17 protein-coding genes and 1 riboswitch are annotated in these 18,985 nt (G+C 72.6%); of the genes, 10 read left to right on the plus strand and 7 right to left on the minus strand.

Annotated elements, in window-relative coordinates:
• The first annotated feature begins 1 nt into the window (after nucleotide 1).
• From ACIDOF_RS31865 to ACIDOF_RS31875, 3 genes are all read left to right on the plus strand, one after another.
• Nucleotides 2-466, plus strand: coding sequence for a winged helix-turn-helix transcriptional regulator (locus ACIDOF_RS31865; protein ID WP_409009656.1), 465 nt, complete (start codon nucleotides 2-4; stop codon nucleotides 464-466).
• A 212-nt stretch (nucleotides 467-678) separates the two neighbouring features.
• Nucleotides 679-1,044, plus strand: coding sequence for a DUF6223 family protein (locus tag ACIDOF_RS31870; protein WP_409009657.1), 366 nt, complete (start codon nucleotides 679-681; stop codon nucleotides 1,042-1,044).
• A 341-nt stretch (nucleotides 1,045-1,385) separates the two neighbouring features.
• Nucleotides 1,386-3,716 (plus strand): family 20 glycosylhydrolase, encoded by a 2,331-nt coding sequence (locus ACIDOF_RS31875; RefSeq protein ID WP_409009658.1) that lies wholly within the window; start codon nucleotides 1,386-1,388, stop codon nucleotides 3,714-3,716.
• A gap of 413 nt (nucleotides 3,717-4,129) precedes the next feature.
• On the opposite strand, the gene ACIDOF_RS31880 is transcribed toward ACIDOF_RS31875, so the two are convergent.
• Complete coding sequence (locus ACIDOF_RS31880; protein ID WP_409009659.1) at nucleotides 4,130-4,705, minus strand: rhodanese-like domain-containing protein; 576 nt, start codon at nucleotides 4,703-4,705, stop codon at nucleotides 4,130-4,132.
• Nucleotides 4,706-4,788: 83 nt separating this feature from the next.
• Here ACIDOF_RS31880 and ACIDOF_RS31885 point away from each other — a divergent pair, with 83 nt between their 5' ends.
• Entirely contained in the window at nucleotides 4,789-5,076 is a 288-nt protein-coding gene (locus ACIDOF_RS31885) for a metal-sensitive transcriptional regulator (RefSeq protein ID WP_409009660.1), read from the plus strand.
• 196 nt (nucleotides 5,077-5,272) lie between these two features.
• On the opposite strand, the gene ACIDOF_RS31890 is transcribed toward ACIDOF_RS31885, so the two are convergent.
• From ACIDOF_RS31890 to ACIDOF_RS31900, 3 genes are all read right to left on the minus strand, one after another.
• Nucleotides 5,273-6,019: a sulfite exporter TauE/SafE family protein gene (locus ACIDOF_RS31890; RefSeq protein ID WP_409009661.1), complete on the minus strand. Its 747-nt coding sequence runs from the start codon at nucleotides 6,017-6,019 to the stop codon at nucleotides 5,273-5,275.
• Entirely contained in the window at nucleotides 6,016-6,384 is a 369-nt protein-coding gene (locus ACIDOF_RS31895) for a rhodanese-like domain-containing protein (RefSeq protein WP_409009662.1), read from the minus strand. The genes ACIDOF_RS31890 and ACIDOF_RS31895 overlap by 4 nt, the downstream gene beginning before the upstream one ends.
• An 84-nt stretch (nucleotides 6,385-6,468) precedes the next feature.
• On the minus strand, nucleotides 6,469-7,842 hold the full coding sequence (locus ACIDOF_RS31900; protein ID WP_409009746.1) for an MBL fold metallo-hydrolase: 1,374 nt from the start codon (nucleotides 7,840-7,842) through the stop codon (nucleotides 6,469-6,471).
• Between the two features lie 200 nt (nucleotides 7,843-8,042).
• Between ACIDOF_RS31900 and ACIDOF_RS31905 the strand changes: the two genes are divergently transcribed.
• A complete protein-coding gene (locus ACIDOF_RS31905) occupies nucleotides 8,043-8,279 on the plus strand; it encodes a hypothetical protein (protein ID WP_409009663.1) in 237 nt (78 codons plus the stop codon).
• A gap of 46 nt (nucleotides 8,280-8,325) precedes the next feature.
• Here the strand turns inward: ACIDOF_RS31905 and ACIDOF_RS31910 are convergent, their stop codons facing one another.
• Nucleotides 8,326-8,913, minus strand: a complete 588-nt coding sequence (locus ACIDOF_RS31910; RefSeq protein ID WP_409009664.1) for a class I SAM-dependent methyltransferase — start codon at nucleotides 8,911-8,913, stop codon at nucleotides 8,326-8,328.
• Between the two features lie 552 nt (nucleotides 8,914-9,465).
• Nucleotides 9,466-9,630, plus strand: a riboswitch (cyclic di-AMP (ydaO/yuaA leader).
• Nucleotides 9,631-9,634: 4 nt separating this feature from the next.
• On the opposite strand from ACIDOF_RS31910, the gene ACIDOF_RS31915 reads away from it, so the two are divergent.
• Nucleotides 9,635-10,405: a transglycosylase SLT domain-containing protein gene (locus ACIDOF_RS31915; protein ID WP_409009665.1), complete on the plus strand. Its 771-nt coding sequence runs from the start codon at nucleotides 9,635-9,637 to the stop codon at nucleotides 10,403-10,405.
• 123 nt (nucleotides 10,406-10,528) lie between these two features.
• Here ACIDOF_RS31915 and ACIDOF_RS31920 read toward each other — a convergent pair whose 3' ends face one another.
• Nucleotides 10,529-11,920, minus strand: a complete 1,392-nt coding sequence (locus ACIDOF_RS31920; protein ID WP_409009666.1) for a sugar porter family MFS transporter — start codon at nucleotides 11,918-11,920, stop codon at nucleotides 10,529-10,531.
• 469 nt (nucleotides 11,921-12,389) lie between these two features.
• Between ACIDOF_RS31920 and ACIDOF_RS31925 the strand changes: the two genes are divergently transcribed.
• On the plus strand, nucleotides 12,390-13,397 hold the full coding sequence (locus tag ACIDOF_RS31925; RefSeq protein ID WP_409009667.1) for a LacI family DNA-binding transcriptional regulator: 1,008 nt from the start codon (nucleotides 12,390-12,392) through the stop codon (nucleotides 13,395-13,397).
• Between the two features lie 279 nt (nucleotides 13,398-13,676).
• Complete coding sequence (locus ACIDOF_RS31930; RefSeq protein WP_409009668.1) at nucleotides 13,677-15,221, plus strand: glycoside hydrolase family 32 protein; 1,545 nt, start codon at nucleotides 13,677-13,679, stop codon at nucleotides 15,219-15,221.
• Between the two features lie 105 nt (nucleotides 15,222-15,326).
• On the opposite strand, the gene ACIDOF_RS31935 is transcribed toward ACIDOF_RS31930, so the two are convergent.
• Nucleotides 15,327-15,704 carry an ArsR/SmtB family transcription factor gene (locus tag ACIDOF_RS31935; RefSeq protein ID WP_409009669.1) on the minus strand — a complete coding sequence of 126 codons (378 nt, stop codon included), beginning with the start codon at nucleotides 15,702-15,704 and terminating at the stop codon, nucleotides 15,327-15,329.
• A 122-nt stretch (nucleotides 15,705-15,826) separates the two neighbouring features.
• On the opposite strand from ACIDOF_RS31935, the gene ACIDOF_RS31940 reads away from it, so the two are divergent.
• Together ACIDOF_RS31940 and ACIDOF_RS31945 are read left to right on the plus strand one after the other, a co-directional pair.
• The gene (locus ACIDOF_RS31940; protein WP_409009670.1) at nucleotides 15,827-16,801 is read left to right on the plus strand and encodes a zinc-binding alcohol dehydrogenase family protein; all 975 of its coding nucleotides are present in this window, start codon (nucleotides 15,827-15,829) and stop codon (nucleotides 16,799-16,801) included.
• Nucleotides 16,802-17,311: 510 nt separating this feature from the next.
• Nucleotides 17,312-18,976: an FAD-dependent oxidoreductase gene (locus tag ACIDOF_RS31945; protein ID WP_409009671.1), complete on the plus strand. Its 1,665-nt coding sequence runs from the start codon at nucleotides 17,312-17,314 to the stop codon at nucleotides 18,974-18,976.
• Nucleotides 18,977-18,985: the final 9 nt, after the last annotated feature.

Consider the following 18,985-nt stretch of genomic DNA (forward strand, 5'->3'; position numbering starts at 1 on the left):
GATGGCGAAGGCGCACACGGCGCTCCGCGTCGACGGCATGGACTGGACGGACCCCGCCTGCCCGGTCGCGCGCACGCTCGACCTGGTCGGAGACCGATGGAGCCTGCTGATCATCCGTGACGCGATGGACGGCGCGCGGGCGTTCACCGACTTCCAGCAGCGCACGGGCATCGCCCGCAACATCCTCACCGACCGCCTCAGACGCCTCGTCGAACGCGGCATCCTCGACCGCCGGACGGCCCCGACGGGACGACGGCAGATCTACGGCCTCACCGAAGCGGGCCGCGACCTCTTCCCCGTCATCGTGACCGCCCGCCAGTGGGGCGAACGGCACGCGTTCACACCCGACGAGCCCCACTCGGTCCTCGTCGACGAGAGCGGCTCCCCGCTGCCGGAACTGCGCCCCACCGACGCGCAAGGACATCCCGTGGACGTCGACACGGCCTCCGTCCGGCGCGTGCGCTGACGCCGCGTGCGCTGACGCCGCGCGCTCTGACGGCCCCACGTACCGCGGCCGCGGTACGTGGGGGTGCCCGCTGCCACGTTCGTGGTAACCCGAGTCCCCCGCTGGTGGCAGACCGAAGTGCCTACGTCAGGGGGACGCGTCCGGTGGGGTCCGGCCCGCATGCTCGAAGCCGACAGTTGGTGATGCGGCAGCAGCAGCGGGAGGACGGAAGCGTGGACACTTCAGCGGTACTGACGGCGGCCGCCGAGGGCGGAATCATCGGGGACGGACGGACCGGGGCCAACTTGGCGCTGGGGGTGGGATTCCTGGGCCTGGCCCTCGGTTGGTTCGCGGCGCGCGCCCGGGGCGCGGGCTCTCGTACGTACGGACGGTCTGCCGTCGTCCTCGGGTTGGTCGGCGCGGCGCTCGCGGTGTTGCATCTGGCCACGTCCAGCGGGGGCCCGGGCACGGGGAACGGGCTCGTGGGGGCGGTCGTCGCGGTGCCGCTCGGACTGGGGGCGGTGTGGCTGGGCGTACGGGCGCCGGGACGGGCACGGGGGCAGGCTCGGCGGGTCGACGGCCGCACAACCTCCATATGAGGGGCAGGGGTTGAGGGGGGCGGGGAGGGTGGCCCTCGGGGCGGTCGGGGCTGGCACGCATGGTTGACAGTCATCGGATGTATCTCTAATTTCCAGGCGCGTAGGCCGTCGAATGGCCCACCGTGTCCGGAAAGAGGTGGGGTGAATCACCGGACTCCCGGGGTCGCCTCAGGGGCCGGATTCGGGTCGGTTCGGGTTCGGGTCGGATTCGGGTCGAGTTCGGGCCAGCCCCGGGTTCGACGGTCTGCGGGCCCCGCCCCTGTCCCGCCGCAGCACCACAGCACCACAGCACCGCAGCACCGCCGCTCCGCCGCCCTGCCGTCCACCGATTCGGAGGCGCCATGCGTCGCGCCCTGTCCGTGCACGCCCTGCCCCTACGCGTACGCCTCGCACGCGTAGTCCCCGCACGTGCCCTGTCCGTACTCACCGTGGCCCTCGGCATGCTCGCCGGCCTGTTCCTCTCCCCCGCCACAGCGACCACGGCCACGAACGCCGCCGCAGCAGCAGCAGCAGCAGCAGCAGCGTCGGGGGCGGCCGACCGGGCCGCGCCCCCGCCCGTCGTCCCCAGACCCACGCAGTGGGAGGACCTCGGCGGGACGGTCCGACTCGGCGAGGAGTCGCGGATCGTCGTCGACCCGCAGTCCCGCTCCCGTACGGCGATGCCCGCCGGGCGCCAGGAGCTGCCCGGGCCCGCCCGGCAGAACACGCTGCAGCTCGCCGAGCAACTCCGCGACGAGCTCGGGGAGGTCAGCGGCCTGGAGCCCGAGATCGTCACCGGGGCCGTGGAGGCGCGGCCGGGCGACATCCGGCTGCGGCTGGTCGACGACGGCCGACTCGGCGCCGAGGGCTATCGGTTGGACAGCTCCGACGTGCTCCGTGTCGACGCGGCGAGCACGCACGGCCTGTACTACGGCACCCGTACCCTCCTGCAGACCCTGCGCGCCGACGACGGTCACCGTGCCGTGCCCCGCGCGCGGAGCACCGACCGGCCGACGCAGCGCGTACGGATGGTGCATCTCGACGCGGGCCGCAAGTACTGGGAGTTGGAACACCTGGAGAAGCTGATCCGGCGCATGGGAGACCAGAAGCTCAACACGCTGTTCCTGCACCTCTCCGAGTCGGAGGGCTTCCGCCTCCACAGCCCCAGGTTCCCGGGCCTGGCCGAACCCGAACACAGCTACAGCCGGGCCGACATCGACCGTCTCAAAGCCCTCGCCGCGCGCCACCACGTGCAGCTGATGCCGGGCCTCGAAGTTCCCGGGCACGCGACGGTCATCAGCGAGGCGTTCGACATCGGCTTCGGCTCAGGCCCGAACCCGTGCACGGCGGAGCACACGCACTCGCACCTCACCGCGGACTGGATCGTCGACATGACCAGCGAGAAGGCGGTGGAGAAGACGAAGCAGATCGTCGACGAGTTCGCGGGCTGGTTCGACGCGCCGCTGTTCTCCATCGGCGCGGAGGAAGTGCCGGGGCAGCTCGGCGAGTGCCCGCGTGTGAAGGAGTACCTGGCCGCCGACCCGGACGTCAGCACGCTCGGCGACCTCCTCAACCGCTACATCAACACCCTCGACGAGGTGGTGACCAAGCACGGCAAGCGCACCGCCGTCTACAACGGCTCCGAGCACATGCCCGCGCCGCAGCAGCAGGTCCACGGGCCGGTCGTGTTCCTCACCTGGGAGGGCACAGGCAGCGAACCGGTCATCCCTGGACACGACGAGATCGCCATCGGCCCGTTCTACGTGACGCCGAACAACTACCACAACCTGTACCCCGACGAGCAGTGGATGTACGGCACGTGGAAGCCCAACTCCGAGGCCGACATGCTCGGTTCGGGCCTGATGCACTGGGCGGACTACAACTTCTGGTCCGACAACGGCTACTTCGAGCAGCACAGCGCGGGCCCGCGCGCCGTCATGGCCGACCGGGCGTGGAACGGTTCGGCGCCGCCTGACTCACTGGCCGACTTCCGCGACCGCGTCGCCGCGATCGGCGATCCGCCCGGCGTACGGCAGGATCCGGTGCGGCCGCGCGTGGACGACGGACGGCCCAGCCACCACTGGACGTTCGACCGGGCTTCGTACCCGAGCGGCTGGACGTACGCGGGCAGCCCCGGCAACACGATCATGGCGGAGGACGTCGCGGGCGACCTGCCCGGTACGACGTACATCATCAACAACCCGGCCCTGGTCGACGGCGGCGTGCGCGGCGAGGCGTTCCGCTTCGACCACGACCGGGACGGAGTGGGCTTCGGCGGCCTCGACGTCGAGGAGCCCTGGACGGCCTCGGCATGGGTGCGGACGACGGCCCGGACCGAGGGCGAACAGGTGCTGCTCAGCTCGAAGTTCGGGGCGCTGAAACTCCAGCAGTCCGGCACGGGCAAGGTCGGCCTCACCCGCTACGGCCCTTCCGGCCCCGCCGACCACAGCTTCGACTACACGCTCCCGCTGGACAGTTGGGTCCACCTGACGTGGGTCGCGGAACCGGGCCGCACGACGCTGTACGCGAACGGCAAGCGAGTCGACACGGTCTCGGCCTCGATCCCCCTCCCGATGCGCTCGATCGGCCTGCCGAGAGCGAGCCTGCGGGGCGACCTGGACGAGTTGCTGACGTGGGACGAGGCGCTGAGCGAGGGCCAGGTGAGCGACCACTACGAGAACTACGCCCACTGAACCCCCACACCCCCGCTGACGGTCCTGCCCCCCGGCCCGACAGGCCGGGCCGGGGGGCAGGACCTGCCGGAGCACATGGCCACGCCTTCCGGTGCGGTACTGGTGCCGGTGCCCGGCCGCCCGCATGGGCACGCACACCACGAGAGCCCGGAGGACGCGGAGGGCAAGGTGCGGCCACCGAGCTGGCCCACGAGGAATTGCGCGACGTCCTCGCCCGCGTCGGCGTGCAGCATCCGGCTTTCCCGCCGTCGTGGCCGCTCGCGCAGTTCCCCGCGCCCCTGACGGGGCACGTTCCCACCCCGCTATGGGCAGGCGTTCCGCAGGACGATGGATCGCGCCTCACATCTCGGTCGCCGTCGCCCGGGAGAGCATCAACCCCATACGTCCAGCCCCCGTCGCAATGGCACCCCCCCTCACCGCGCCCGCAGTTGCTCCAAGGTGTTGTCGAGGTCCGTCGCGCGGGGGCGGTTGTGGGGGAGTTTGGCGAGGAGTGCGGCCATGCCGCAGGTGTTCGTGAGGGCCGAGAAGACGAGCCCTCCGGCTATGCCCGCGGAGAGGAGCTGGAAGGCCGGGTGGACGACGAGGCCGAGGAGCAGGCCGAGCAGGACCAGGGTTCCGGCGGTGAGGCGGACCTGGCGTTCCATGCCCCACGTGGCGCGGGGTGCGCCCTCCGGCCGGTGCAGGTCGTGGCCTGCAGCGGCCCACGCGCCGGTGCCGCCGGTGAGCGTCGCGGTCCGGATGCCGTGCTCGGCAAGCGTGCGGCAGGCGTTCTCGGAGCGGGCGCCGGACGCGCACACCACCAGGACCTCGCCGCGCTCGGCCGCGTGCCGGATGTCGGGCAGGGCGCGCTGCAACTGGTCGAGGGGGACGTTGAGGGCGCCGGGCAGGTGGCCGCCGGCGTACTCGCCGGGCGTGCGGACGTCGATCACGGTCAGCTCGTGCAGGCGGGTACGGGCTTCGCCGGTGGCGAGGGTCGTGGGCGAGGTCATGGCAGGTGTCATCCTTTTCTGTCGGCTGCTCCCCCGCAGAGGGGGCGTATATTACCCCTGGGGGTATGCAGTGAGGAGTGGTGATGGAGCTTGATCTGGCGGCGGCGGAGCTGAAGTCCGTGCTGAACCGGCTGCGCCGGGCTCAGGGGCAGATCTCCGGCGTGATCCGCATGATCGAGGAGGGCCGGGACTGCGAGGAGGTCGTCACGCAGCTCGCCGCCGCGTCGCGGGCGCTCGACCGGGCCGGGTTCGCGATCGTCGCCACCGGCCTGCAGCAGTGCATGACCGAGATGGAGGACGGCCGCCGTCCCGCCGAGGACCGGGACGCGATGCGCGCCCGCCTGGAGAAGTTGTTCCTTTCGCTGGCCTGAGCCCGGAGACGGGCCCGGAGCCGAGCCCCGAGCCCCGAGCCCCGAGCCCCGAGCCGAGGCTTGGTCCGGGCCCGCCCCGAGGGTTGATCCGGGCCTGGCCGCAGCCTTGCCGTACGCAGACGCCGCGCGGCCCGGCCCCCCTCCCGGCGAGGCAGCCTCCGTACGCGTAGCCAAGCAGACCTTCCGTACGCGCCGCTCACCAGACCACGTCCGCCAGCATGAGCCCCGCCACCGCCAACAGCACGGTCGCGAAGAGCCGTTGCAAGGTGCGGCCTGTGATCTTGGCGGAGAGGCGTTTGCCGTCCCACGCGCCGAGGATCGCCGCGCCCGTGAACGGGGCGATGACCTCCCAGCGCAGGTCGCCGCCGGACGTGCCGGTCCGGGCGATCAGGGCGGCGAGGGAGTTGACGGTGATGACCAGCAGGCTGGTGCCCACGGCCTGTTTCATGCGCAGGCCGAGAACGCCGACCAGGGCCGGTACGGCGAGGAAGCCGCCGCCCACGCCGAGGAACCCGGTCACCGCGCCGAGCCCGGCCCCGGTGCCCGCCGCCTTCAACGGGCTCACGCGCTCGGGCAGTTGAGCCGCGGCCGGGCGCAGCATCCGTACGGCCGCCAGCGCGGCCACGACCGCGAACGCGGCGGTGAGGGCCGCGGCGGGGAGGTGACCGGCGGCCGCCCCGGCGAGGAACGCGGGCAGGATCCCGGCCGCCGCGAAGAGGACGCCGGTCTTCCAGGCCACGTGGCCGTCCCGCGCGTGCGCGTAGAGGGCGGTGGCCGAGGTGGCGGTGACGATGATGAGGCTTGCGGTGGTCGCGGACGCCGGGGAGAAGTCGAGGAGGTAGATCAGCGCGGGGACGGCGAGGACGCTGCCTCCGCCGCCGAGCGCGCCGAGGGCGAGACCGATGACCGCCCCGGCGATCAGGGCGAGGATCAGGGTGTTCACGCTGTCGGGCCGCTGTTCCCGCGTTCGTCGACGACCGGAAGTCCGGCGGCGGCCCACGCGTCCATGCCGCCCTTCACGTCCAGCGCGTCCGCTCCGCGTTCGGCGAGGAGCCGCGCCGCGCGCTGCGAGCGGTTGCCGCTGCGACAGATCACGACAAGGGGCCGGCCCTGGGCGGCGGCGGGCAGTGCGGCGCCGGCGACGAGCCCGGTCAGCGGGGCGTGCACGGCGCCCGGGGCGTGCCCGGACTGCCATTCGGGCTGCTCCCGCACGTCGAGCAGGACGGCCTCGGGCCGGTCGCCGCCGGTGCGGGCGCGCGCCTCGTCCACGGTCAGGCGGGGGGCGCGTTCACGGAAGAAGAGGGGCATGGTCGACGTCGACTTTCTCTCGTACAAGTGATGCTTCAAGGAGCCCGGCAGCTCAGGTCACGTGGTCGCGACCAGCAGCTCGGCTCAGACGGTCGCAACCATCCGCAGCCCCGCCGCCTCCGCCGCGTCGAAGCCGTCGTCGACGGCCACGACGTCCCGGCCGGCCGCGTCGAGCACCGACGCCGCGATGCCGGCGCGCATGCCGCCCGCGCAGTGCACCCAGACCGTGCCGCCCGCGGGCACCTCGCCGACGCGGCGGTGCACCTCGTGGACGGGGATGTGGACCGAGCCGTCGATCCAGCCGTGCGCGCGCTCGGAGTCGCGGCGTACGTCGAGCACGATCAGCCCCTCCTCGCCGCGGACGCGGGCGGCGGCCAGGTCTGCGAACGTGGCGCGCGGGAAGGACGCGGCGCTGTCGCCGTCGCGGAGCCAGCGCCCCGGGCCGCCGGTCGCGGCCGCGGCCGGGCGGTCGATGCCGACGCGCGCCAACTCCCGCTGGGCGACGGCCAGTTGCTCGGGCGACTCGGCGAGCAGCGTGACGGGCTTGCCCCACGGGATCATCCAGGCCAGGTACGTGGCGAGCTTGCCGTCGGCCTCGAAGTTGAAGGAACCGGCGACGTGCCCCTCGGCGAAGGCGATGCGGTTGCGCAGGTCGACGACCCACTCCCCCGCCGCGAGCCGCGCAGCGATCTCCTCCGGGTCGGCGACCGCGGGCGGGGTGAGGTCGAGCGGGGCGGGTCCGTTGGCGTTGTCCGGGCCCATGTGGGCGTAGTACGCGGGTATGTCCTCCAGGCCCGCGAGCAGCTCCGCGACGAACGTGTCCACGTCGGCGGTCAGGGCGCTGTTGGCGGCCTTCTCCTTGCCGATGGTCGTGGCGTCGCCGTCGGCCTGCGCGGAGGAGCAGAAGCTGCCGAAGCCGTGGGTGGGCAGCACCGCGGTGTCGTCGGGCAGGGCGTCGGCGAGCCGGTGGGCGGAGGCGTGCTGGGCGCGGGCCAGCTGCTCGGTCAGGCGGGGTTCGACCAGGTCGGGGCGGCCGACCGTGCCGATGAGCAGGGAGCCGCCGGTGAACGCGGCGACCGGGCGGCCGGCGTCGCTGAGCACGTACGCGGTGTGGTGCGGGGTGTGGCCGGGGGTGGCGACGGCGGCCAGGGCGAGGTCCGTGTCGACGTCGACGGTGTCCCCGTCGGCCACGGGGGTCCGGGCGAAGGAGACGTGCGCGCCGGCCGGGACCAGGTAGGCGGCGCCGGTGAGGCGGGCGAGCTCCAGGCCGCCGGTCACGTAGTCGTTGTGGATGTGCGTCTCCACGACGTGGGTGATGCGCACGCCCCGCCGCGCGGCCGCGGCCAGGACCTGGTCGATGTCCCGCGGCGGGTCCACGGCCACTGCCGCGCGCTCGCCGCCGGCCAGGTAGCTGCGGTTGCCGAGGCCCTCGAGCTCGATGGTGTCGACGAAGAACACAGGGAAACTCCTCACGGACGAAAATTACCCCCCGGGGTATGTCACTCACCTTAACAGCATTACCCCCGGGGGTATATTTCCGGGGCTGTGAGCACGTGACGGACCCGACAACCGCCTGGGGTGCGGCACTCTCGCCACTGCCGGGAGCAGCGGGAACACAGCGCAGCGGGAACGCAGAGCGCAGAGGGAGGAGCGGAGACGTGGGGGCCGTACGGGGCGAGGAGGCGTCGGCGTCGACGGAACTGTGGGCGCGGCACCGGCCGCTGTGCCCGCCTGTGGGCCATGAGCTGCGCGGCCCGTACCGGGACGCCTGGGTGCGCTTCCACAGCCTGCCGGGCTCGAAGCGGTACGCGGAGGACGAGGCCGATGCGGCCGAGCGGGACCGGATGCGGGGGCGGCACGCCGAGTGGCTGCCCGCCCACCCCTCAGGGCTGTGACAAGGCCCCGGAGAACCCCGAGAACCCGGAGAACCCGGAGTACGCCTCAGCGGCGGACCGCTCGTACCACCGTGTCCAGGGCCGCCGCGTCCCCCACGGGGCGGCGGGCGACCTCGGCGACGGCGATGTCGGCGTACGGCTCCCAGGCCGCGGTGACCTGGTCCGTACTGGAGAGGACCTGCAGGTCCTGGGGGCCGCCGATGCCGTGGTCGAGGTTGCTGATGTCGTGGCCGACGAGGAGCAGGGTCGCTCCGGGCCGGGCGACACGGCAGGCGGTGTCGAGGACCCCCTCCATATCCTGCCGAGGGAGCTGGAGGTAGGAGAGGAGCACCAGGTCGTACGCGGACTCCTGCGGGGCGTAGCGCGTCACGTCGGCCAACTCGGCGTGCACATCGGCCTGTTGGCGTTCTGCGAGGTCGGCCATGCGCCGTACGGCGACGGGTGAGAAGTCGACCGCGTCGACGCTCCAGCCCCGGCGGGCCAGCCACAGGGCGTTGCGCCCCTCCCCGGCGGCGAGGTCGAGGGCGCGGCCGGGCGGGAGTTCGGAGGTCTCACGGACGACCCACAGGTTGGGCTCGGCGGGCCATACGCGTTCCTCCGCGCCGTACCGCTCGTCCCAGGCGTTCGCGTCCACGTCCCTCACTCCTCCTCGCGCTCCGACCGACGAGCCCCCGACCACCGAGCCCCGCGGCCCACTCCGTCGCCGGACCCCACAGCCGTCAAGCTACGCGCGCCCGCACGGGGCCGCGACCCGCCGCCGGCGCCCACCCGGTGCCCCAAGTCGCCCCACCCGATCCCGCTCACCCCCACCCGCTCACCTATGTCCGAGTTCGCCCGATTAAGTCACCTCATTACAGCATTGGCGGCTTACATAAATTAGCGCCCATATTGGTGACACAGCACCTGAATTGCCCGTCAGATTCGCCCGACTTCCGCATTTCACGGCCGTATCGAATTCAGTGAGACGGGTCACACGGAACAACCGTCCCCCCGACAGACGCCGAAAACGCACATCCGGTTCCCGCAAAGCGAGTTGAGCCTTTTCGATCTCGGCGGGCGGCGTGTTCCAGGACACATGAATGCGCTCCGTACATTCCCCGTTCAATTTCCGACCTTGTTCCTCCGCGACTTTCTCGCCTAACGTCACCGTGAATCCGGACGGAACGCCGAATCCTGCCGCCGCCCGGAGAACCTCACACCGACTCACTTACGCACGGCAGGAGCGGGGGACCCAGGTAAGTCGCCGGTCCGGCACGTCCGGAACGGCTTGGGGTGAAGTCGCATGCGCAGTGCGACCGGACATCTCCCGTCCGAACCCGACAGCTCACCTCGTAGGCGACGGAGAGGAATTCGTCATGCCTGCAAAGGGAAAGCACCGCCGCCCCAAGTCCCGTTCGCTCAACCGGGGAATCGCCTTCGTGGGGACCGGCGGAGCAGCGCTCGTACTTCCGGTGATCGGCGCGACCGCGGCGAGCGCGGCGCCCGCGGGTGCGGCCAAGGCCGAGGCCGTTCAGGCGAGCCCGGCCGCGAAGCCGGCCGCCGCGAAGACGTACACCGTCGTCGCGGGTGACTCCCTCTCCGCGATCGCCCGGGAGCACTCCCTCAGCGGCGGCTGGAAGAAGCTGTACGAGGCCAACCGCGACGCCCTCGGCGACAACCCGGGCCTCATCCACCCCGGCCTGAAGCTCACCCTCGGCAAGAAGGCCGAGAAGGCCGACGCCTCCCGTGCCTCCGCCGAGCGCGCCGACCGCTCCGAGCGCAAGGGCGCCACCGAGGTGCAGCCCGCCGCGGCGAAGAAGGCGTACACCAACGACCTCGACGGCTGGATCCGCGAGTCGCTCGACATCATGGCCCAGCACGGCATCCCCGGCACGTACGAGGGCATCCACCGCAACATCATGCGGGAGTCCTCCGGCAACCCGCTGGCCATGAACAACTGGGACATCAACGCCCAGAACGGCACCCCGTCCAAGGGTCTGCTGCAGGTCATCGCCCCCACCTTCGAGGCCTACCACGTGCCCGGCACGTCGACCGACAGCTTCGACCCGGTCGCCAACATCACCGCCGCCTGCAACTACGCGGCGGACCGCTACGGCTCGATCGACAACGTCAACGGCCCGTACTAAACGAGCAGTCGGGCCGGACGGGTTCGTCCCGTCGGCCACGGCGACCGCCTCGGAGGGGGCGTCACGGCAGCGGAAGTCTCCGCCGTCGTGACGCCCCCTCCGCGCATGACATGGCGAGGCGCGTCAGCCCCGCAGCGACGCCGAGATGTCCTCCAGGCTGCGGCCCTTCGTCTCCGGCAGCTTGCGGTGCAGGTAGACCACGCCGAGCAGGCCGAAGAGACCGTAGATCCAGAACAGACCGGTGGGCGTGAGGGCGTTGATGGTGGTGAGGACGGTGAGGGAGATGGCGAAGTCGAGGCCCCAGTGGGTGACGTTGCCGAAGGAGCTGGCCTTGCCGCGTACCGCCGTCGGGAAGATCTCGCTGTTGATGAGCCAGATCGCGAGGCCGAGGCTGGGCGCGAACGCCGCGATGTACAGGCAGAGCCCGGCCACGAGCAGGCCGCCGGAGACGGGGCGCCCGTCGTCGCCCATCAGGTACAGCGCGCCGAGCAGCACGAGCGCCAGGACCACGACCGACGTGCCGCCGAGCAGCAGCGGGCGGCGGCCGACCCGGTCGACGAGCAGCAGCGCCACGAACGTCAGGCACATGTTGACCAGGCCGATGCCGAGCGAGGAGAGGATCGCGGCGGAGCTGCCGAAACCGGCCTGCTTGAGCATGGTCGGCGCGTAGTAGATGACCGCGTTGACGCCGACCAGCTGGTTGGTGGCCGCGACGACCACGCCGAGGATTACGGCGGGACGCATCGCGGGGCGCAGCAGATCGCGGTAGCTGGTGCGGGTCTCGGCCGCGGACAGCGCCTCGATCTCGGCGAGTTCGGCGTCGGCGGCCTCGGGCGTACGGGTGCGGAGCAGCGCGGCGCGGGCCTCGTCGCGGCGGCCGCGGTCGAGGAGCCAGCGCGGGCTCTCCGCGAGGCGCAGCACGCCGGCGAACATCGCGAGCGCGGGCAGCAGCCCGAGCCCCAGCATCCAGCGCCAGCCCTCACCGTCGTCGAAGAGATAGCCGACCAGGTACGAGACGAAGATCCCGACCGTGATCATGAGTTGGTTGAGCGACACCAGCCGGCCGCGGGAGCGGGCCGGGGCGATCTCGGCGATGTACGCGGGCACCGTCAGCGACGCCGTGCCGATCGCCAGGCCGAGCAGCACCCGGGCCACGATCAGCACCTCGACGCCCGGCGCGAGGGCGGAGGCGACCGCGCCGACGGCGAACACCGCGGCGCCCACAAGCAGCGTCCGCCGCCGGCCCGCCGCATCCGTCACCGCGCCCGCGCCCAGCACGCCGACGATGGCGCCGAGCAACAGCGAGGCCACGGTGACCTGTTGCATCCCGTCGGAGAGCCCGAACTCCGGCGCGATGAACAGGAGGGCCGAGGAGATGATCCCGGTGTCGTACCCGAAGAGGAACCCGCCGAGCGCGGCGACCCCGGACGCCCCGAGCACGGAACGGCGCGCGGCGGCACTCAGGGGCGGCGGGCCCGGCGGTGTGCTGGTTTCGACAGAGGCGGTGTGCGGCATGGTGCGGCTCCTGACGGTGGGACAGGTGATGGCGTACGGGCGCGGGTGAGCCGGGACAGGCGGTCGCGTACGTACGGGAGTTGGGATCTCGCTGCGTGAACGGAGGCTTGGCGTACGGGAGTTGGTGCGTCGGGGCCCGCCGCCCCGCACGGGACGGTGCGCCGGGGGCCCGTCGTCCCGCGCGAGTCGGCCGGCGGGACGACGGGCCCCCGACTGCGGCCGCCGCTGCGGGCGTCGGGACGTGCTGAGCGGCTCCGGGGACGGTCACGGGCGTCGTGGCGGCACGCGTCGTCGGGTGCCGTGGACGTCCGGTCGGGAAGCGACCGACCCCGGTGCAGCATCGTGACGGCAGAGAACGATCCGCGCAACCGTTTGCGCAATCGTTTTCGCGAGTTGTCTCACGTACGATCCGTACGACCACGATCCGTACGAGTCCCCTACAGCGCTGAACCGAGCCGAGGAGCCGTTCATGGCGAAGATGGCCGACGTCGCCCGCCGGGCCGGCGTCTCCGTGTCGACGGTCTCGCACGTCATCAACGGCACCCGGTACGTGAAGGACGAGACGCGCGAGCAGGTCCTGGAGGCCGTCCGCGCCACGGGGTACACGCACAACACGGTCGCGCGGTCCCTGAAGACGTCGAGCACGCTGACCCTCGGCCTGGCCGTCTCGGCGGTCGGCAACTTCCACTTCGCGGAGCTGGTGTCGGCGGTGGACGCGGCGACGCGGGCCTCGGGCTACACCCTGCTCATGGCCGACACGCACGACGACCCGGCGGAGGAGCTCAGCGTCGTCCGGATGCTGCACGAGCGGCGCGTGGACGGCCTGTTGCTCGCCACGGCCGCCGGCCCGCGCGGGGCCGCGCTGCGGTACGTGAAGAACGCGGGACTGCCGACGGTGCTGATCGACCGGTGTGCGTCACCGGCGTTCGACCAGGTCGCGACCGCCAACGTGGAGGCGACGGCCCGGCTCGTCGACCATCTCGCCGACCTCGGCCACACCCGCATCGGCCTGGTCGCCGGGCGGCGCAGCCTGCGGACGAGCGCGGAGCGGCAGCGGGGCTGGCAGCGCGGCATGGAACGCAAGGGGCTCACGGCGTCGCCGGATCTGGTCGTGGTCGGCGACTCGCAGGCGTACCCGGCGGAGTTGGCCACGGAACGCCTGATGGCCGGGCCGGACGCGCCGACCGCGGTGATCTCGGCGAACAACCAGATGACCCTCGGCGTGCTGCGCGCGCTGGCCCGGCTCGGCCGCAAGGTGCCCGAGGACGTGGCGCTCTGCGCCTTCGACGACTTCGAGTGGGCCGACCTCATGCAGCCCGCGCCGACGGCGATCGCGCAGCCCGTGGAGGAGACCGGGCGGCGGGCCGTGGAGCTGCTGATGGAGCGGATCGCGGACCCGGACGGCGAGCGGCGGACGGTGCTCCTGGAGCCGACGTTCGTGCACCGGGAGTCGTGCGGCTGCGCGCGTACGAGCTGAGCGGGTCGGCCCGGTCCGCTCAACTGCGGGTCGCCGCAAGGGGGTTGACGTACCGGCCGTCGATGGCTTTTCGTGACGGGGCGGTGATCGGACCGGGCCCCGCTCGTCGGCCGGCGGCCCCGAGGTCCGATCGCGCCCCGCACGCCTCCGCGCGCAACCGGTCGATCGGGAACGGCCCGGTGCGGTGGGGACGTGGCGACACCTGTTCGCCCCCGTACTCCTCGTACGCCGTACGCCTCGTGCGCCGTACTCCTCGTACTCCTCGATGTGGAGAGACCCATGCCGTTCCCCAGCCGCCGGTCCGTCCTGACGACCGCCCTCGGCCTCACGGCCGCCGCGACCCCGCTCCTCGCCGGTACGGCCACGGCCGCCCCGGACGCCCGTACGCCGCGCAGAGCCGGCGCCGAGACGTACCGCCCGCAGTTGCACTTCTCCCCCGCCGAGAACTGGACCAACGACCCCAACGGGCTGATCTACCACGAGGGTCTGTGGCACCTGTTCTTCCAGTACAACCCCTCCGACGACGTGTGGGGCAACATGTCGTGGGGCCATGCGGTCAGTTCGGACCTGCTGCACTGGGACGAGCGGCCGGTCGCCATCCTGCACGACGAGCAGGAGATGATCTTCTCCGGCTCCGTGGTGTACGACGAGCGCAACACCAGCGGCCTCGGCTCCGCCGCCCGGCCGCCGCTCGTGGCGATCTACACCAGCACCCTCAAGGACGCCTCCGGCCTGCAGCGCCAGTCCCTCGCCTACTCGACGGACGCCGGGGAGACGTGGACGAAGTACGCGGGCAACCCGGTGCTCGACATCGGCGCGCGGGACTTCCGCGACCCGAGCGTCTTCTGGCACGCGGACAGCGGCCGTTGGGTCATGGCCCTGGCACTGCCCACCGAGTACAAGATCCGCTTCTACGCGTCCGCCGACCTCAAGTCGTGGCAGCATCTCAGCGACTTCGGGCCGCTCGGCGCGACCGGCGGCATCTGGGAGTGCCCCAACCTGTTCCCGCTCGGCGACCGCTGGGTGCTGCTCGTCAGCCTCAACCCCGGCGGCCCGGCCGGGGGTTCGGCCACGCAGTACTTCACCGGCACGTTCGACGGCACGACGTTCACCCCCGACCCGGGCCAGGGCACGCGCTGGGTCGACTGGGGCGCGGACTGCTACGCGGGCATCACGTACAACGACGCCCCGGACGGCCGCCGGGTGTTCCTGCCCTGGATGAACAACTGGCTCTACGCCGACCGCATCCCCACCTCCCCGTGGCGCGGCGCGATGGGCTTCCCGCGCGAACTCGCCCTGGACGGCGGCGGGTTGAGCCAGGCCCCGGTGCACGAGCTGACGTCCCTCCGTACGCGCACCCTGCTGTCCCTCACGGACCGCACGACCCCCGAGGGAACGCATCAACTCCTCGCCGACACGGGCCAGTTCTACGAGCTGGAGGCCGTCCTCGCCCCCGACGGCCCGGCCACGGCCCACTTCGGCCTCGACGTCCGCACCGGCGGCGGCACGTACACCCGGATCGGGTACGACAGGGCCGCGGGCGAGCTGTACATCGACCGCAGGTCGTCGGGTGACGTCGGCTTCGCCGCGGAGTTCCCCGGCGTGCACCGGGCCCCGCTCGCCCTCCCGGCCGCCGGCCTCGACCTGCGCGTGCTGGTCGACGCCTCGTCCGTGGAGGTCTACGCGGCCGACGGCACGGTCTGCCTCACGGACCAGATCTTCCCGGACCCGGGCGCGTGTGCGCTGCGCGCGTACGCGGCCGGGGGTGCGATGCGGATCAGCACCCTGACGGCCCACGCCCTCCGCCCGGCCCGCCACCGCTGAGCCCCGGCCTCACACGCCGCCCGACCCGGCCTTCTCGGCGGGCCGGGCGTCGGCGGCGGTGTCGTCTTCACGGAGAGGTGAGGAGAGGTCGGCGTCACGGAAGGGTCAGGAGACGTCGTCCTCGCGGAGCGTGAGGTCGAGGAGGCCGGGGAAGCGGGCGTCGAACTCCTCGCGGCGCAGCCGGTTGAGACGCTTCGGCCCTTCGTCGCGCTGCTCCACGAGGCCGGCGGCGCGCAGGACGGAGAAGTGGTGGCTCTTGGCGGCGCGGCCGACGGGCACGTCGAAGTTGCTGCAGCTCAACGCCCAGTCGGGGTGCTCGGCGAGGGTGCGCACGAGTTGGATGCGGACCGGGTCGGCGAGCGCGGTCAGGGCGGTCAGGAGCGGGACGTCGTCCGGGTGTGCGGTGACGGGAGCGGGCCGGTGGCTCTTCCCCGTCGCCCGGGCTCCGGTCGTCCGGCTTCGGGCCTCGGTTTCGTCCTTCATGACGCGGCCCCTTCCTGGCTCTGCCCTGTTTCTGCCACCACCCCTTTGCGGAGTGTTCGATGAGCATCATACAGTGCGAGTGTTCACTTCCCGTCGAACACTCATGGAGGGGTGGTTCTGCCATGCGCGCGATCGAGTTCGAGAAGTACGGCGGTCCCGAGGTGCTGCGGCTCGTGGCGGCCGAGGTGCCCGAGCCGGGGCCGGGGCAGGTGTCCGTCGACGTCGCGTGGGCGGGCGTCAACTTCGCCGATCTGAAGGCCCGTTCGGACGGGTACCGGGTCACGTCCCTCCCCCACCGCCCCGGCCTGGAGGTGTCCGGGCACGTCCGGGCGGTCGGCGAGGGCGTGACGGCCCTGCGCGTGGGGCAGGAGGTCGCCGGGTTCCTCCAGGGCGGCGGGTACGCGGAGGTGGTCGTCGCGGAGGCGGCGGCCGTGTTCGCCCTGCCCGACGGCGTGGACCTGCGGACCGCCGCCACTCTGCCGACGGTGCTGCCGACCGCCCACGCCCTGATCCACGAGGTGGGCCGGCTGCGCGCGGGCGAGACCGTTCTCGTGCAGGGCGCCGCGGGCGGAATCGGCACGGCCGTGGTCCAGTTGGCCCGCGCGGCGGGCGCCGGTGCGGTGTACGGGGTGACGTCGAGCAAGGCCAAGGCGGAGTACGCCCGCGCGCACGGGTACGACGACGTGTTCCCGGCCGACTCCTTCGGCGAGGACGTACGCCGCGCGACCGGCGGCAGGGGCGTCGACCTCGTCCTCGATCCGGTCGGCGGCGACACGCTCCGCCGCGGCCTCGACGCGCTCGCGACGTTCGGGCGGCTCGTGTCCTTCGGCAACGCGAGCGGCGCCGCCCCGTGGCAGACGGGGCAGGCCGACCTCGCCGTACGCGGTCTCGCTGTCGGCGGCTTCTCCGTGCTGAACCTGGCGGCGACCGCCCCGGACGCCCTGCGGGACCTCACCGGCCGGGCCCTGCGCGCCGTCGTCGACGGGACGGTGGCCCTGCCGGTGACCGCCGAGTTCCCGCTGCGGGACGCGGCCGAGGCCCACCGCCTCGTCGACAGCCGCACCTCCACGGGCAAGCTGGTGCTGCGCGTCGCCTGACCGCGGATGGGAGTTGACCCCACGTCAACTTGCCTCGACTAGTGGGCAGTTGGCCAGGACACCGTGATCTCGCGTACCGGATCCGAGCCGTCCCAGTCGCGGGACGTCTGCTCGATCATCGTGAAGAAGTCGCCCCACCGGGCTGTCTCCAGGATCTCGACGACCGTGCTGCCGCGGCCCCCGCCGGGAGGTAGGCGAAGCGGCTGCCGGGGCCCGAGTCGCCGTGGTGGTACGGCTCGAAGCCGGCGGCGGCGAAGCGGGCGAGGATCGCGTCGTACGAGTCGTCGCCGGTGGCGTCGGTCGCGAAGTGGCCCCAGGTGCCCGCCGCGATGCGGGCGTCGGCGGGTTCGTCGAGGTATCTGCCCGCCCCCGCGGCGCCCGTGCCCGTCGCTCGTCCCGCTCAGTGGGAATCGTCGCTTGTCCGCCGGTGGGTGCCGGAGGGACCGTGCGGGGGCTCCCGAGGGCCCGGGAGACGGCAGGCGCGCAGGAGCCTCGGCGAAGGGATCGCAGGTGAACCGAGTGGTGGAGTGGGATCACGAGTACGACGTGGTGGTGGTCGGCTCCGGTGGCGGCGGGCTCACGGCCGCGATCACCGCGCAGGCGCACGGCATGTCCGCCCTCGTCGTGGAGAAGACCAACCGCTACGGCGGCTCCACCGCGCTGTCCGGCGGCGGGCTGTGGATCCCCGACAACCTGTACCTGCGGCAGGCCGGACAGCGTGACTCGCTCGACAACGCCATGACGTACCTGGACGCCACCGTCGGCGACCAGGTCAGCCGTGAGCGCAAGCACGCCTACCTGACGCGCGGCCCGGAGATGCTGCGCTTCCTGCACGAGCGGACGGAGTGGGTGCGCTTCCGGTACGTGCCGGGCTACCCCGACTACTACCCCGAGCGCCCCGGCGGGAAGCCGCTCGGCCGGACCATCGAGCCCGAGGTCCTCGACCTGCGCCGACTCGGCACCGAGCAGCGGAACCTGCGCACCAACGAACTCCCCACGTACGGGCTGACGATCACTCAACTCGACTTCCGCTTCCTGAACATGGCGGCCCGTACGTGGAAGGGCCGCAGGGTCGCCGCCAAGTTGGCCGCGGGCGCCGCGAGGTCGCTGCTCACCGGCCGCAGACCGGCCGCACTCGGCACCGCGCTGGTCGGCCGGCTGCGGCTCGCCCTCGCCGGGGCGGGCGGCGACCTGTGGCTCGACTCCCCTTTCCGCGAGCTGGTGTCGGCGGAGGACGGCAGGGTCGTCGGCCTGTGCGTGGAGCAGGACGGCCGCACGGTGCACGTACGGGCGCGGCGTGGTGTGGTGTTCGCCGCCGGGGGTTTCTCGCACAGCGAGGAGTTGCGCGAGAAGTACCTGCCTCGCCCCACGTCCACCGACTGGACGCACGCCTCCCCCGGCCAGGTCGGCGAGGTGCTCACCGCCGGCGTCGAGGCGGGCGCGGCGGTCGCGCTGATGGACAAGGTGTGGGGCGCGCCGTCCACGCCCACGCCGGGCGGCGGACTGTTCTTCCTGGTCGCCGACCGCGCCGTGCCCGCGATGCTGATCGTCGACGGCCGGGGCAGGCGGTACGTCAACGAGGCCGCGCCGTACCACGAGTTCGTCGACCGGATGTACGCCACGCCCGGCGCCGCCGAGAACTCCTGGATCGTCGTCGACGCGCTCTCCCGCAAGCGGTACCCGTTCCTCGGCCTGGTGCCCGGCCGGAAGTTCCCGCGGGGCTTCACCGACGAGGGCATCCTCAGGACCGGGCGGACGGTCCGCGAACTCGCCGGGAGGATCGGCGTCCCGGCCGCCGAGCTCGAACGGACCGTGAACCGTTTCAACGCCCTCGCCGAGCAGGGCCGGGACGCCGACTTCGGGCGCGGCGACAGCGCGTACGACCGCTACTACGGCGATCCGACGCTGCCCAACCCCAACCTGCACCCGCTCACCCGCGGCCCGTACTACGCGCTGCCGGTGCGGCCCGGCGATCTCGGCACCAAGGGCGGGCTGCTCACCGACGAGCACGCGCGGGTGCTGCGCGAGGACGGCACGCCGATCGACGGCCTGTACGCCACGGGCAACTGCTCGGCGGCGGTGATGGGCGACACGTATCCGGGCCCCGGTTCCACGATCGGACCGTCGATGACCTTCGGGTATGTCGCGGCGACGCACATGAAGGGCGGTGCGTGAACCCGCGCG

Source organism: Streptomyces sp. Da 82-17 (assembly GCF_046098215.1).
Taxonomy (GTDB): domain Bacteria; phylum Actinomycetota; class Actinomycetes; order Streptomycetales; family Streptomycetaceae; genus Streptomyces.

Bases quoted from the DNA above. Each gene is read 5' to 3' on its own strand.
- ACIDOF_RS31930 (WP_409009668.1), top strand. From the start codon at position 13,677: ATGCCGTTCCCCAGCCGCCGGTCCGTCCTGACGACCGCCCTCGGCCTC.
- ACIDOF_RS31920 (WP_409009666.1), bottom strand. From the start codon at position 11,920: ATGCCGCACACCGCCTCTGTCGAAACCAGCACACCGCCGGGCCCGCCG.
- ACIDOF_RS31880 (WP_409009659.1), bottom strand. From the start codon at position 4,705: ATGACCTCGCCCACGACCCTCGCCACCGGCGAAGCCCGTACCCGCCTG.
- ACIDOF_RS31865 (WP_409009656.1), top strand. From the start codon at position 2: ATGGCGAAGGCGCACACGGCGCTCCGCGTCGACGGCATGGACTGGACG.
- ACIDOF_RS31875 (WP_409009658.1), top strand. From the start codon at position 1,386: ATGCGTCGCGCCCTGTCCGTGCACGCCCTGCCCCTACGCGTACGCCTC.
- ACIDOF_RS31940 (WP_409009670.1), top strand. From the start codon at position 15,827: ATGCGCGCGATCGAGTTCGAGAAGTACGGCGGTCCCGAGGTGCTGCGG.
- ACIDOF_RS31885 (WP_409009660.1), top strand. From the start codon at position 4,789: ATGGAGCTTGATCTGGCGGCGGCGGAGCTGAAGTCCGTGCTGAACCGG.
- ACIDOF_RS31925 (WP_409009667.1), top strand. From the start codon at position 12,390: ATGGCGAAGATGGCCGACGTCGCCCGCCGGGCCGGCGTCTCCGTGTCG.
- ACIDOF_RS31915 (WP_409009665.1), top strand. From the start codon at position 9,635: ATGCCTGCAAAGGGAAAGCACCGCCGCCCCAAGTCCCGTTCGCTCAAC.
- ACIDOF_RS31935 (WP_409009669.1), bottom strand. From the start codon at position 15,704: ATGAAGGACGAAACCGAGGCCCGAAGCCGGACGACCGGAGCCCGGGCG.
- ACIDOF_RS31895 (WP_409009662.1), bottom strand. From the start codon at position 6,384: ATGCCCCTCTTCTTCCGTGAACGCGCCCCCCGCCTGACCGTGGACGAG.